Annotated in this window: 10 protein-coding genes; 4 read left to right on the top strand and 6 right to left on the bottom strand. The window is 63.0% G+C overall.

Annotated features, from left to right (window positions below; all coding sequences use genetic code 11):
* Nucleotides 1-54: 54 nt before the first annotated feature.
* Genes asnB through KK141_RS16575 form a run of 3 tightly spaced genes read left to right on the top strand, consistent with a single transcriptional unit; the run spans nt 55 to nt 4,229 of the window.
* The gene (asnB, locus tag KK141_RS16585) at nt 55-1,974 is read left to right on the top strand and encodes an asparagine synthase (glutamine-hydrolyzing) (RefSeq protein WP_284733893.1); all 1,920 of its coding nucleotides are present in this window, start codon (nt 55-57) and stop codon (nt 1,972-1,974) included.
* Nucleotides 1,967-3,139: a glycosyltransferase family 4 protein gene (locus tag KK141_RS16580; RefSeq protein WP_214572240.1), complete on the top strand. Its 1,173-nt coding sequence runs from the start codon at nt 1,967-1,969 to the stop codon at nt 3,137-3,139. The genes asnB and KK141_RS16580 overlap by 8 nt, the downstream gene beginning before the upstream one ends.
* Nucleotides 3,117-4,229: a glycosyltransferase family 4 protein gene (locus KK141_RS16575; protein WP_214572239.1), complete on the top strand. Its 1,113-nt coding sequence runs from the start codon at nt 3,117-3,119 to the stop codon at nt 4,227-4,229. The genes KK141_RS16580 and KK141_RS16575 overlap by 23 nt, the downstream gene beginning before the upstream one ends.
* A gap of 25 nt (nt 4,230-4,254) precedes the next feature.
* On the opposite strand, the gene KK141_RS16570 is transcribed toward KK141_RS16575, so the two are convergent.
* From KK141_RS16570 to KK141_RS16550, 5 genes are all read right to left on the bottom strand, one after another.
* Nucleotides 4,255-6,189, bottom strand: coding sequence for a hypothetical protein (locus KK141_RS16570; RefSeq protein ID WP_214572238.1), 1,935 nt, complete (start codon nt 6,187-6,189; stop codon nt 4,255-4,257).
* Nucleotides 6,186-8,237, bottom strand: a complete 2,052-nt coding sequence (locus KK141_RS16565; protein WP_214572237.1) for a tetratricopeptide repeat protein — start codon at nt 8,235-8,237, stop codon at nt 6,186-6,188. The genes KK141_RS16570 and KK141_RS16565 overlap by 4 nt, the downstream gene beginning before the upstream one ends.
* Nucleotides 8,238-8,318: 81 nt before the next feature.
* The gene (locus KK141_RS16560) at nt 8,319-8,759 is read right to left on the bottom strand and encodes a pilin (protein WP_214572236.1); all 441 of its coding nucleotides are present in this window, start codon (nt 8,757-8,759) and stop codon (nt 8,319-8,321) included.
* Between the two features lie 320 nt (nt 8,760-9,079).
* Entirely contained in the window at nt 9,080-9,523 is a 444-nt protein-coding gene (locus KK141_RS16555) for a pilin (protein WP_214572235.1), read from the bottom strand.
* A 155-nt stretch (nt 9,524-9,678) separates the two neighbouring features.
* Nucleotides 9,679-11,409: a peptide MFS transporter gene (locus KK141_RS16550; RefSeq protein ID WP_214572234.1), complete on the bottom strand. Its 1,731-nt coding sequence runs from the start codon at nt 11,407-11,409 to the stop codon at nt 9,679-9,681.
* Nucleotides 11,410-11,558: 149 nt separating this feature from the next.
* On the opposite strand from KK141_RS16550, the gene KK141_RS16545 reads away from it, so the two are divergent.
* Entirely contained in the window at nt 11,559-13,643 is a 2,085-nt protein-coding gene (locus tag KK141_RS16545; RefSeq protein WP_214572233.1) for a S9 family peptidase, read from the top strand.
* 111 nt (nt 13,644-13,754) lie between these two features.
* On the opposite strand, the gene corA is transcribed toward KK141_RS16545, so the two are convergent.
* Entirely contained in the window at nt 13,755-14,777 is a 1,023-nt protein-coding gene (gene corA, locus KK141_RS16540) for a magnesium/cobalt transporter CorA (RefSeq protein WP_250901825.1), read from the bottom strand.
* Between the last annotated feature and the right edge of the window lie 4 nt (nt 14,778-14,781).

The following is a 14,781-nucleotide window of genomic DNA, read 5'->3' as shown; positions in this document are numbered from 1 at the left end:
GTAGCTACCTATGTTCTTGCATGAAGAGTCCTCCAGCCGGTTGAGCCACCCACCATGTGCGGAATAGCAGGGTTTCTGGGAGACGCCGCCATGGAGATGGAGCCGTTGCTCTTGTCCATGGGTTCATCGCTGCGCCATCGCGGCCCGGATGATGGTGGCCTATGGTTCGACCAGTGCATCGGCGTGGGACTGGCTCACCGCAGGCTCGCAGTGGTGGATCTTTCGCCTGCCGGCGCACAGCCGATGGAGTCCCATGACGGAAGATATGTGCTTTCGTTCAATGGCGAGATTTACAACCATCACGAGCTTCGTCAGAGCTTGGTAGAGGCTGGGGTAGAGGGGTGGCATGGCCATTCCGATACGGAGGTGCTGCTCGCGGCCATGGTCCGGTGGGGTGTGGATGAAGCGCTGCGCCGCTGCAATGGCATGTTCGCCATTGCACTGTGGGATCGTTTGAACGAGCAGCTTTTGCTCGCGCGAGACCGTACGGGCGAAAAGCCGTTGTATGTAGGCTGGGTCTCCGGTGCTCTCGTATTCGGCTCCGAATTGCGGGCTTTGCGCTGCCATCCGCGGTGGAAGCAGGAGGTCGAGCCATCCGCTCTCGCGCTCATGCTTCGGCTCGGGTATGTGCCCGCGCCGTGGAGTATCCATAAAGGCGTGTTCAAGCTGCCGGCGGCGAGCCTGCTGCGGTTGCGCGTCGCCGATGCCGCCACACCGCTGTCGATCGAGGCGTTTACGGCAAGACTGGAGACTTACTGGAGCCTGGACGAAACCGTTGGACAGGCTCTGGCGCAGCCATGGGGCGGAACGGAAGACGGCGCGATGGACGCCGTGCAGGCGCTTCTCGACGATGCCGTGCGTATACGCATGATGGCTGATGTTTCCGTCGGGGCCTTGCTGTCGGGTGGCGTCGATTCGAGCTTGGTCGTGGCCAGCATGCAGCGCCAGTCGCGTTCGCCCGTTCGAACCTTCACGGTAGGCTTCGACGAGGTCGCCTTGGATGAATCCGGCCCCGCACGCGACATTGCCCGGCTTCTGGGGACCGAACACGAAGAGATCAGGGTATCCGCATCGCATGCGCTGGACATGGTGACTCGCTTGCCCGATGTCTACGACGAGCCCTTTGCCGACGCCGCGCAGATCCCCGCCCTGCTGGTTTGCGAAGCTGCCCGGAAGCGCGTGACGGTAGCCCTGACGGGAGACGGTGGCGATGAACTGTTCCATGGCTATCAGCGCTACCTCAATGCCGAGAGTTCATGGGGGATGCTTCATGGGCTGGGCGAGGGCGGCAGACGGGCGACCGCGAATTTTCTGGAGAAGGTCGGGCGTCTGGTTCCCCGTGGGAAGCAGTCGGCATCCTTGCTCAGGCAGGCCGCGCGTATTCCGGCTATCGATGGAGATGACTATTACGCAAGGTTGCTCGCCTTCACGGGCGGCGGGGGCGGGGTAGCAAGCGACGTGCTCTCGCGCGGCATGCGCTGGGCTTGGCCAAGTACTCCATCCAGCGTGAACGGCCTTGCGCGGCGAATGCGCTATGTGGATCAACGGCTGAGCCTTCCGGAAGGCATTCACAGCAAGCTTGACCGGGCCAGCATGGCGGTGGCGCTGGAGCTGCGCGTGCCGCTCCTGGATCCCCGTCTTCTCGCCTTGTCCTGGCGCATGCCGCAGTCATGGTTGGCGCGGGGTGGGATGGGCAAACTGTTGCTGAGAAAAATGCTCGGGCGGCAACTTCCTTCCTCGCTGGTGTCGCGCCCGAAGCATGGCTTCGATGTGCCGATCAGCGCTTGGCTACGCGGCCCCTTGCGCGAATGGGCAGCCGATCTGTTGGGCGGAGAAGTGTTGAGGCATGATCCATGGGTGGATGCAGGGTTGATCCGCTCATTGTTTGACGACCATTTGTCCGGGCGCGCGGACTATGGGTATGCCCTTTGGGCGCAGCTCATGTACTTGAGCTGGAGTGCTCGGCATGGCTGAAGATGCTTTGCGAATACTGGTGATCGGCAACCTGCCGCCGCATGTGCTTGGCGGAGCCGAGAATCAGGTGGCGCGCCTTGCGGCTGAATGGGCGAAGGCGGGTGCATCGGTGGAAGTGGCGGGGCATCGCATTCCGGATGGCGTGCAGGACCTGTCCGGGCAAGCCATTCGCACTCACCGGATACATACCTGGGCCTTCGGCGGCCGGCTTGGGCGGGCCATCGGCTATGTCGTGTCAATGGCGGGGCTGGTCATGCGCAACCGGCAGGCTTACGACGTGGTGTATTGCCGTGGGATAAGCGACGGACTGCTGTGCCTGGTGATGTTGAAGAGCATCAGGCTATGCAGGTGGCCCATCGTGGCGTGTCCGATTAACGCGCGTGGTGCCGGCGATGCGGCTTTTGTCCGCTCCATTCCTGGTTGGCGATGGCTGGTCAGACTGATCGATCGCCATGTTCAGGTGATCAATCTCATCAACACGGCCATTGCCGACGACTTGGCTGCGATCGGTATTGAACGGCCGGCATTGAGCCGGGTGCCCAATGGAATTGCGGTATCGGATCTGGCTCCGCGCTTGTCCGTAGCGAAAGTACGGCGTTTGGTCTGGACCGGGCGCTATAGCGAGCAGAAGGGGTTGGACCTGCTGTTCCCCGCGCTCGCGACGTGCCGGAAACAAGGCATCCAATTCCGTCTGGACTTGTTCGGCGATGGAGCGCGACGAGAAGCCCTGATCCGCCAAGTAGCGCAATTGGGCTTGGCCGATTGTGTTTTTTTCCGGGACCCTGTCGAGGTGGATGCGGTCCGCTCCGTCTTGATGCAGGCCGACATCTTCGTGCTGCCATCCCGCTATGAAGGCATGTCCAACTCCGCCCTGGAAGCGATGGAGGCCGGGCTTCCCGTGCTTTGCACTCGCTGTGGCGGCATCGATGTCTATGTGGATGGCGAAGCGGGATGGGTCTGCAATCCCGACTCAGTTGACCAGTTGACGGAGGCCTTGCTGCAGATGTTCGGTGCCTCCGATGGCGAGGTGCTTCGGGCGGGCCGCTGTGCACGCGAGCTGGTGGAACTTCGGTTTGCCATTGAGGCGGTCGCGGCAGCCAATCTTTCGTTGTTATCGCAGGCTGCGGGTAGGGGCGAGGCGTATGCGCCTGCTTGTTCTCAGTAAGCGGCAATACACTGGCAAGGATCTGCTGGATGACCGCTATGGCCGCCTCTATGAGTTGCCGGTGGAGCTTGCTGCACGGGGGCACGAAGTGGCGGTTCTCGCCGCCTCGTATCGCCCGCGCGATGAGTTTCGCGGTATGGAAGCGGGTGTCAGCTGGCAGTCGGTAAATGCGTGGCGGTCGCCGTTGGCCTACTGGCGCAGGCTCCAGGAGCTTGTGCGTGATTTTCGCCCGGAGGCGATCTGGGCCAGTTCGGACGCTTTTCATGTGATCGGTGTCGCGGAAGTCGGTCGCCGCTGGTGCATACCGACGGTGGCCGATTTCTACGATGACTACGAGGCATTCGGCCTGGCGTCCTTGCCAGGAGTGCACCGGGCGTTGCGCCGCGCAGCGGTGCGCGTAAATGCGATAAGCGCGGTGAGTCATTCACTGGCAGCCACTCTTCATTCCCGTGCGTCGATTGCCGCGCCTGTGCAGGTGGTGGAGAACGGGGTCCCTGAGATATTCACGAGAGCGATTGACCGTGACGAAGCTCGGCAACGACTGGGCTTGCCGCAGGAAATTCCGTTAATCGGCACTGCAGGCGCCCTAAGTGCCTCCCGTGGTATCGGCGACCTGCTCCAGGCTTATCGGATATTGCGCGAACAGGTGCCGGCCGCAAGGCTGGTGGTGGCGGGACCGCGTGATCGAGCGCTATGGAAGGACCTGGCCGAGAACGCGTTGGATCTGGGGGAGCTTGCGCACGTGCAGGTGCCCCTTTTGTATGCGGCGCTGGATGTCGGAGTCGTATGCAATAAAGACAGCGCTTTTGGGCGTGCCTGCTATCCACAGAAGCTTGCTGAGATGGTGGCGGGTGAGCTCCCGGTAGTCGTGTCTGCCGTAGGCGACGCTGCCTTGCTGCTGCAAGGCTATCCGACCTGCCTTTATGCTCCGGGAGATGCGGAAGGGCTCGCCCGGCGATTGGAGCAGCAGCTTCGGTCTCCCCTGGTGGTTCCGTCGTCACTCGCGCTGAGCTGGAAGACGTTGGCCATCAAGCTGGAGAATGTGTTGCTGAAGGCAATTCAGTCAGCGGGGGACGTATCGCCTAGTTGATGAGTTCGTGTTTCGACCATCGGGCTTACGGCGAGGGCATGCGGGCGCGAAGCTCGGCAATGCTGCTGTCCAGCCGGCCGCCATAGTTGAGCGCCTCAAGGTTCTTGATGGCCAGCCGTGCTTCGTCGAGCTTGCCTTGCGCGATCAGCATGCGAATGACGGTGATGTGATAAGCAGGCTCGTTGGGGCTTGCCCGTAGTGCCTCGGTCGCCATGCGCAGGCCCAGGTTCTTGTCGTCCAGGACGTTCCATGCGTAGTCGCCATATGTGGCGAGAGTACGGGATCCGGTGCGCGTGTGAGAAAGCGCGGCCAGGAAGGCGCCGACCATGCGTTGCCTGGGAAGATCGCATTGACCGGAACGCGCGCATTGAACCAGAGCGCCCAATGAGCTCTCGTCCTGGACGGTGGGCGTCCGCGCCTTGAGTTTGCTCGTCATGGTTTCCCACCATGAATCCTTGAGCGGCAGGCGCATGCGGGAGTTCATGAAAATCAGCGCCTGCTCGGGAAGGATCGATGATTCGGGCAGGGCGGCGGCACGCTCCAGCGGCGCATAAGCCATTTGCGTAAAGGGTGATGCGGGGTCGTAATTGGAATAGATGATGTAGGTGCGACCGAGTTCGTACTGAGCGCGCGGAGAGTCTGGCGCGCGTGCGGCCAGCTCCTCGGCGAGTTGCAGCGGGCTGCTCCAGGCCAGGGACGTCATCGCCGTGAGGCTCGCCCACAGCAGGAGCAGAACACCGAACAGGGTGCGGCGAATCCACAGCATCCGTTCGGGGGCGCCCTGGGTCCTGTCGATCAGTGCCGGGACGATAGCGAGCATCAGGCCAAAACTGGCGAAGTAGTTGCGATGCTCGTAAATCAGCTCGAGCGGCAGAATGGTGCCTGTCAGCAGGTGGCAGCCGATGAAGAACTGCAACCCAAGCGCGATGAGCGGCCGGCTTGTCCGCAAGCGCAGCGCAAGGAAGATCAGCACGGCCAGCGAGGCGATTCCCGCGGTCGTGGTCCATGGCGACAGCAGGTCGGTCGAGATGCGGAAGTTGTCGTGATAGAAGCTCAGCGCATTGGGCGTGGGCAGCACGGTCCAGACGACATATGAGGGGACAATGCGTGCCTCACTGAACAAGCGCGTTGCCAGCGTGAAGTCGCGAGTGGCCCAGCTTGACGGTTTCAGCAGGCCGGGCAGCAACCAGGCGAGGCCTGCGACTAGAGGCAACGCCAGGAACAGCAGGAAGCCGCCGGCTATCCAGGCATCGCGTCGTCCATCCGAGCGCTGAAAACGAAAAACCACCCATTCCACGCAGGCCGCATACAACGGCAGCATGACGGCTGTTTCCTTGGCGAGAAGGCCGATCGCGGCAGGGACGGCGATGCTTGCCGCGCTGAGGATCAGCCCTCGTCCATAGCTTCCGGCGAGCATATGGCGTCTGCCGGCGATATAGCCGATCAGGCCGACAAGCACGAACAGGTTTGCCATGCTCTCCATGCGCTGTACTACGTACAGCACGGATGTCAGATTAATGGGCAGCAGGAGCCAGCCGCCAGCGATCCATGCGGCAGCGACGCCCGCACGGCGATGTGAGTCGAGATCGCTATCCGCGCGCGAGGTGGCGATAATCAATTGTCGTGCGAGCACGAAGACCAGCAAGCCGTTCAAGAGATGAATGGCCAGATTGGCAAGCTTCATCCAATAGGGGTTCAGGCCGGTCGCCAGGTAATTTGCGGCAAAGCTCAGCGACGCGAGCGGGCGCTTGAAGTCGCTGGCTGGCGAAGAGAGCGCGGCTTGCACCAGCGAGGCGAGGCTGGCATTCGAGGGCTGCACGCCGTGGTTGTCGACGATGTTGGGGTAGTCGTCGAACAGCCATCCTCCTCGCAGTCCCGGCCAGTAGATCGCCAGGGTGGCGGCAAGCAGGATGATCAGTGTGATGCCGCCTGAGCGGAAAGGGCGAACGATTGCGGTCATGCGGATTCAGTGGAAGAGGAGCGGCTTTGCGCATCATCGCGCAGGGTCTGGCGTAACCGTACCAGTTCTTTGTCCCAGTAGCGCTCGTGGCGCAGTATCCAGGCATGGACGCGCGCCATGCCGAAGGCGGGGACGAATTCTCGCGAGCGCTTGCTCTCGTAGTCATCCAGATGCTGCAGCCCCTGGGCTGGATATCCCGAGGAACCGAGCAATGCCGCCTGCTGGAAAGCGATGGATGGGGTCACTTGCTGATCGAGTGCGAGCTTGAAGGAGTCCAGGGCCGCAGATGGTTCATGCCGCTCCAGTGCGATGCGGCCGCGCAAGTGATAGAGATCCTGTCGCCGCCCTGGCGTTTCCATCAGGCGTGGGTTGGACATGGCCGCTTCGAGCAGGGCCTCGATCCCATCCAGATTCATCTGTGGGCAAGCAGGGTCACGGCTTTGGTCAAGGCTGCGCCCGAACCAGCTTGCCAGAAGGTTGCCGGTGTCACGAGTGGTGCGCAGCGCGACGATGGATGCCTGCATGCTTGCCGCATCGATCGAACCCTGTTGGCACCGTGCCGCGAGCAGGTTCAAGGCGAGCTGCACTTCATCCGGGGCGCGCTCGAGGGCTGGTGCCAGACGTGTGATGGCTTGGTCGGGATGGCCGCCGGCCATTTCCTCCTGGGCCGCATAGGCCTGAGCTCGCGGCGACTGCGGATTGAGTGCGGCCCAAAGCAGGGCCTGGTCGCGTGTATTGCCCCACAGATCTGCCCGCGCATAAGTCATCCAGGCGAATCCTGCGAGTATCACCAGGGCAATGGCGGTCTTGATCCTTTGATTGAACAGGATGGTGCGCGCGCCATCGATCCGCATGCGCGATGCGGTGACAACAGGGACGCCGCAAAGCCATAGCGCCAAGGGCCAGAACATAAGCAAGGCCGGCAGATAGTTGCGGTGTTCGAAGTAGAGCTCGAGGGCGATCGTGCTCGATTCCATCGACTGTCCGATGAAATAGAAAGCGATCGCCAGCGCTATCACTGGTGCCTTGCGGCGCATCAGGCAGGAGGCAGCCAGCAGCCCCAGCAGACCGAGCAGGGTGGGCAGCGTGCTGCGTGGCGACCAAAGCGATGTAGAGGCCACGAACTGATCGTTGAATACGCCGGCTGTGTAGGGATGCGGCAGCCAGAGCAGGCGGAGATACTCGAAAAGTACCCGTGGTTCGGTGATGAGTCGTTGTCCAAGAGTCCATGACCGCACGCTGGATATGCCAAGCGTGAGTCCTTGCCAGCCGGCGTACAACAGATAGGCGCCGACGACGGTGCTGGGTAGCGCCATAAGGCAAAGCACAGCCATTCGGTATTGGCGGCGGCCTTGCACCGACCAGTCGCTATCCGGTGGCGCGACTGGCTTGAGAAAGAACCATTCAATCGCTAGCGCCAGCGCGGGAAGAAGCGCGCCATTGGCCTTGCTCAAGGTTGCGAGCAGGGTGCAGAGGCCAAGACCGAGCAAGGCGTTCAACCATCCGGTGCGAGCACGGCCTTGGCGAAATGCTTGGCGTGCCTGTAGCCAGAGCAGCAGGCCGGCCAGCGTGAAGGTGGCGGGCAGCATGGCCTCGCGCTGCACGATATAGAGCGTGGTCGAGACGAACAGCGGGTGCAGCAGCCAGAAGGCTGCGCCGAGAAGTGAGGCCAGCTCGTAGCGATGCTGTTGCCTGGTGTCGCCCTTGCGCATCGCCGATCCCAGGCGTCGCAGCAGCAGTGCAAGCAGAAGGCCGTTGAATACGTGCACCAGCAAATTGGTGCGTTTGAAGGGCAGTGGCGAGGCTGGCCAGTCCCGCGCATCGAGCAGGAAGCTCGCGAGCGCTACGGGCCGTCCCAGGGGGTCGGCGGAGCCTGAGGTCACGAAACGCAGGAAACTATCCGCATCGTGGATAGGGCCAGAGGCTCCCAGAGCGGGGAGATTAGCGAAGTCGTCAAACAGAAAGCCGCCACGCAGACCATTTGCATAGGCCAGAAAGGTCAATGCGATGAGCAGGATATAGAGAGCGGGATATAGGAATCTGCGCATCGATGGCTGCCGCCGGTCATGAAACTAAAAAGGGGCCGCAATGATGCGGCCCCTTCGTTCTGCAAGCTATCCGCTGAGTGCTTACTTGCGGCAAGCGGTCGGCAGGTACTTCGGATCCACCGTCGTGGCGGCGTTGGTGCAGGACCAGGAGATGCTGCCGGCGTTGGTGATGGCGGAGAAGGCCAGGATCTTGCCGGCGATCTTGCTGTTAGCGCTGTTGCTGAACTTGGCCTGGATCTGACCAACGGTCGTGCTCACGTCGACGCCCGAGACGTACTTGCCGAGGATGCTGGTGGACTTCGCCAGGCCGGCCGAGGCATTGACGGTCGGGAAGTGACCGGTGTTGCTGTAGAACTCACCCATCGCGGTCTTGGCACCGTCCGACAGCACCGCACCTTCCGACACCTGCGAGCGGATCAGGTAATCCTGATAGGCCGGGATGGCGATGGCGGCGAGGATGGCGATGATCGCAACGACGATCATCAGTTCGATCAGTGTGAAGCCCTTCTGCACGTTCTTCATGATGGTTCCTCTGTTTTGGTTAGCTAACCGTTTTGATGCCCCCTGAGCCCCAGTCCCGAACCCCCTAGGCGGGATCGGACTCCATACGTACGGTCAGGAACGACCAGGAAGCTCGCGGCAAATTAAGCAGCATGTATGCCATTTTTGCCGCAGACATATTCCCGCATAGTGGTGGGGCTAGGAATTGTGCCTAGCTTCACGAAAGCTCACAGCAGACTGGGTGGCTGCAGCTTAATCCAGTGAACTGTGATCGATCCTGCATAAGCTTTTGATGTCGCTATTGGGCAGTAGGTGACATATTGCGTCACTCGCGTGCGCGTTTACTGCCTGCAGGACGTCGGCAGGTATTTCGGATCAACCGTGCTCTTGACGCAGGTCCAGCTGATGCTTCCGCTGTGGCTTACCGGCGAAAGCGCCAGATAGATACTTGCAGCGTTGATGTGCGAATTGGCTTTGGCGGTCTGGAATTTTACTTTGACCAGCCCACCGGTGACGTCGACGCTTGAAACATAACTACCGACGATCGACGTATTCGGCGCCAGTCCTGCGGACTCGTTATTCGGCGGGAACCTGCCGGTATTGGAGACGAAATCCCAGACCGCAGTCTTGGCCCCGGTAGCCAAGCTCATCCCTTCGGTGACTTGCGCACGAATGGCATAGTCCTGATAGGCCGGTATCGCAATCGCCGCAAGAATGGCGATGATCGCTACCACGATCATCAGCTCGATCAAGGTAAAGCCCTTAGCAAGACGTTGGCGCAACATAAAAGCATCCCCCTGGGTGTCGACGCCCCAGGCGAGGCATGTTTTGTACCAATCTTGATACGGTTACCGGGGTACCCTCCAGCAGGGATGAGTGGACGTCGGTTCCGTGACCGCCAGCACGATCCTGGTCATCTTGGGCCAAGCCAGGGCGGGGCTTACCTCACCCCCTGCATCCACCGTTTGACCAACGGCGTCACAAGCAGCGCAACCACGGCAGCTCCCAGCCCCAGCCATACCATCTGCTGGAACAGCGTCCCATACTTCGCCGCCGCCACCGCCATGTCGATCTGCCCGTCCGCCGGCACGTCCAGCGCGGCGAGCTTGCCCAGGATCGAGGCCAGCTGTTCGGAGAACGAGGTGCCCAGCCACCACGCGCCCATCATCAAGCCGGCCACCTGCGGCACGGACAGCTGCGTCACGGCGGACAGGCCGATCGGGGACAACGCCACCTCGCCCATCTCGATCAGCAGGTAAGCCAGCGCAATCCACCACACGCTGCCCAGCGCGCCGCTGGCCGGATCCGGATTGCCCATCAGCAGCGGAATGAAAGCTATGCCCGCAAACGCGAGACCGATCGCACTCTTCGCCGGCTTGGACGGATTGAGTCCATGGCGTTCCAGGAATGGCCACAGCCATGCGGCGAGCGGCGCCAGCAGCACGATAAAGAGCGGGCCGAGGTAGGTGAGCGAGCTGGCCGTCTGCGGCAGCACAATGCAGTCGCGCACGATAAAGACCACGCCCATCAGGGTGAGGCCGCCGAGCAGCAGGCCGGGCAGGCGGCCGCCGCGCAGGCGCAGCGCGAGCGCCACCAGGAAGGGGCTGAGCACCAAGGGCAGGGTGGACCACGGCACCGGATGGCCTTCGCGGATCACCAGGGCGGGGAACAGGTCCTTGGTCAGCATGCGGTCGTTGAACAGCACCCAGGAGCCGTAGGTCTGCTCGTACAGGGTGAAGAACAGCAGGCATACCGCCACGAAGAACACGCAGGCCAGCATGTGCTGGCGCTGCACCTTGGTGCAGCGCGCGGTGACGTACCAGGCCAGCCAGCCCAGCCACGCCACCATCGTCGCCACCTGCAGCCACAGCACGGCGTTGCCCAATTGCATCAGCGCCCACAGCGCCGGCAAGGCGAGTGCCGCGCACAGGTAGATCGCCCATTCCACCGTCAGCGGGCCGAACAGCCGGCGCCGCAGTGCTGCCGGATCCGGCGGCTCGGCATGGCCCTGCAGGTATTTCTGGCCGGTGAGGAACACCGCCAGGCCCGCCAGCATGCCGATGCCCGCCGCGCCGAAGCCATAGCTCCAGCCATAGCGCTCGCCGAGATAGCCGCAGATCAGCGCCGAGAACAGCGCGCCCACATTGATACCGGCATAGAACAGCGTGAAACCCGAATCCAGCCGCGGATCGCCGTCCGCATACAGCTTGCCCACCACGGTGGAAATGTTCGGCTTGAGAAAACCCACGCCGCTGATGATCAGCGCGAGCGACAGATAGAACACGCTCAGCGCGAACAGGTCGCGATGCACCACACCATCCGGCCCCACCGTAGCCGCATGTCCTTCCACCGCCATGCCCAGATGGCCCAGGCACAGCAGCACGCCGCCGAGCAGCACCGCCTTGCGCATGCCGAGGTAGCGCAAGGCCAGGATGCCGCCCAGCACCGGCGTGGCGTAGACCAGGCCGCCGTAGGCGCCGAGCACCGACAGGCTTTCCGCGTCGGTGAAGCCGTGGTGCTTGATCAGGTACAGCGCCAGCAGCGCCTTCATTCCGTAGAACGAAAAGCGCTCCCACATCTCGGTGAAGAAGCAGACGTACAGGCCCTTGGGATGGCCGAACAGCTCGTCGTGATCGAGCGTGGCCCCAAGGGCGGGATGGGTGGATGCCATGGGCGTGCCGGACTGCAAAAACGCCGAGTATAGCGAGCGCGGGCCGCCCGGCGCCCGCTGCAAGTGCCCGTCTTGCTGCGTTATTCCTTGCGTCGCGTGGCGGGGCCTCTGTACCGTCTGCGCTTTGTTCCGCCGAGGGAATCCTGCCCATGAAGCCCCTGTTTGCCGCGCTGGCCTTGTCGCTGGCGGCGTCTTCCGCCGTGGCGGCCGAAGTCGAGAACCACTCGCCGCATCCGTTCAATATCCGCGACCTGGTGATGATGGACCGCGTCGGCGATCCGCAGTTGTCGCCGGACGGCCGCTACGCGCTGTACACCGTGCGCAGCACCGACTACGCGGCGAACAAGGGCGTCACCGCCATCTATCTGCTGGACCTGCAGCAGGGCGGCAAGCCGCGCAAGCTGGTGGACAAGGGTTCCTCGCCGCGCTGGGCGCCGGATGGCGCGTCGTTCTATTACCTGGCGGCGAAAGACGGCGTGTCGCAGCTGTGGCGCTGGGGTTCGAACGAGCCGAAGGCGGGGCTGCTCGGCAAGACCGCAGCGGCGCCCGCGCAGGTGACGCATACGCCGATCGACGTCAATGCCTTCGTGCTGTCGCCCGACGGCAAGCAGGCGCTGATGAGCTTCGACGTTTTCACCGACTGCAACGACCTGGCCTGCACCAAGGAGCGGCTGGACGGCCGCGAAGCCGACAAGTCCACCGGCACCGTGTACGACAAGCTGTTCGTGCGCCACTGGGATACCTGGGCCGACGGCCGCCGCGCGCAGCTGTACATCGCGGACCTGGGCAGCGACGAGGCGCCGCGCCTGCTCAGCCGCGGCATCGACGGCGACGTGCCGAGCAAGCCGTTCGGCGGCGACGACGAATTCAGCTTCTCGCCCGACGGGCGCACCGTGTATTTCGATGCGCGCATCGCCGGCAAGACCGAGCCGTGGTCGACCAACTTCGACGTCTACAGCGTGCCGGCCGACGGCTCCGCCGCGCCGAAGAACCTCACCGCCGCGAACCTCGCCTGGGACGCCTTCCCGGTCGCTTCGCCCGACGGCAAGACGCTGTACTACCTGGCCATGAAAGAACCCGGCTTCGAAGCGGACCGCTTCGCCATCACCGCGTTGGACCTGGACAGCGGCCAGAAGCGCGAAGTCGCGCCCGACTGGGACCGCTCCGCCGGCGCGCTGAAGATTTCCGCCGACGGCAAGACGCTGTACGCCGGCGCCGACGACCACGGCCAGCACCCGCTGTTCGCCATCGACGCGGCTACCGGCAAGGTGCGCACCCTGGTCACCGACGGCGCCGTCGGCGGCTATTCGCTGGGCAAGTCGAAGCTGCTGCTGCAGCGCGACGACTTGAAGCATCCGGCCGACCTGTACACCGCCGACCTGCAGGGCAAGGGCCTGAAGCAGGTGACCCGCTACAACGAGCAGCGCCTGAAGAATGCACAGATGGGCGACGCCGAGTTCTTCACCTTCAAGGGTTGGAACAACGAGTCGGTGCAGGGCTATGTGGTGAAGCCGGCCAATTACAGATCCGGCCGCAAGTATCCGGTGGCCTTCATCATCCATGGCGGCCCGCAGGGCGCGATGGAAAATGCGTGGAGCTATCGCTGGAATCCGCAGACCTATGCGGGCCAGGGCTTCGCCGTGGTCACCATCAACTTCCACGGTTCCACCGGCTACGGCCAGGCGTTTACCGATTCCATCTCGGGCGACTGGGGCGGCAAGCCGCTGGACGATCTGAAGGCGGGCTGGAAGAGCGCGCTGTCGAAGTACAGCTTCCTCGACGGCGACCGCGCCTGCGCGCTGGGCGCCAGCTACGGCGGCTTTATGGTGTATTGGATCGCCGGCGTGTGGAACGAGCCGTGGAAGTGCCTGGTCGACCACGACGGCGTGTTCGATGCGCGCTCGATGTACTACTCCACCGAAGAACTCTGGTTCGAGGAGAAGGAAAACGGCGGCACGGCCTACGACCATCCGGAGAACTACGAGAAGTTCAATCCGCTCAACCACGTGAAGGATTGGCGCGTGCCGATGCTGGTGGTGCACGGCGGCAAGGACTTCCGCATTCCGGACACGCAGGGCCTGGGCGCATTCACCGCGATGCAGCGCCGCGGCATTCCCAGCCAGTTCCTGCACTTCCCCGACGAGAACCACTGGGTGCTGAAGCCGCAGAACAGCGTGCAGTGGCACGAGACGGTCAATGCCTGGCTGAAGCAGTGGACGGCGCCATCTAAATAATGCGGCGTAGGTTGGGGTGAGCCGCAGGCGAACCCCAACGTGCGCTTCGTCGATACCTGCGTTGGGGTTCGCCTCTGGCTCACCCCAACCTACGCCGGTCGTGATCGGCAATTACAGCCAGCGCGACCGCTTCAGCCACACATAGATGCCGGCCACCACGCCGATCACCAGGCAGATCATCGCCGGATACGCCCAGGTCTGCTCCAGCTCCGGCATATGGTGGAAGTTCATGCCGTACCAGCTGGTGATCAGAGTGGGCGCGGCCAGCATCGCGGCCCAGCCGGCCAGTTTCTTCATCACTTCGTTCTGGTTGAAGGTGACCAGCGAGAGGTTGATGTTGATCGCCGCGGCGAGCATTTCGCGCATGGCGCTGATCGACTCGTTGACGCGGAACACGTGGTCGTACACGTCGCGGAAATACGCGCGCAGCTCGTCCTGGATCAGATGCGGATGCATGCGCACCAGCTGGCTGATGATGTCCTGCAGCGGGGCCACCGCCAGGCGCAGGGTCATCAGGTCGCGCTGCATGTCGTACAGGCGGCGCACGGTGCGGCGCTTGAAGGTGTCGCCGAAGATGTCTTTTTCCAGCTCCTGCAGTTCTTCCTTGAACTCGCGCACGATCGGCAGCAGGTTGTCGACGATGAAGTCGAGCACGCCGTACAGGCCATAGCTGGGGCCGAGCGCCAGCAGGTCCGGCGTGTGCTCGCAGGCGCGCCGCGCCGGTGCGTAGGAGAGCGAGGCGCCGTGGCGCACCGTCACCAGATAGCGCGCGCCGAGGAAGATATGCGTTTCGCCGAAGGCGATATGCCCGTTCACCAGCTGCGCGGTCTGCACCACGATGAACAGCGACTCGCCGTAGGCCTCGATCTTGGTGCGCTGGTGCGCGGCCTGGGCGTCTTCGATCGCAAGATCGTGCAGGTCGAATTCTTCCTGCAGCTTCAGCAGCAGCGACTCGTCGGGCTCGTGCAGGCCGACCCAGACGAAGGTGTCCGGCTGCTTCAGCACGTCGCTGATCGCGTCCAGGGTAACGTCACCGATGCGCTTGCCGTCGCGGGTGTTGTAGGCGACGCAGTTCACCACCATGGCGGGTTTGGCGTCGTCGGGCGTGGGGGCGGGGCGGGGGCTCAGGACCATGGCG

It is taken from the genome of Dyella sp. LX-66 (genome assembly GCF_018599165.1).
Lineage (GTDB): Bacteria > Pseudomonadota > Gammaproteobacteria > Xanthomonadales > Rhodanobacteraceae > Dyella_D > Dyella_D marensis.
This window is presented reverse-complemented; position numbering and strand designations above follow the sequence as displayed.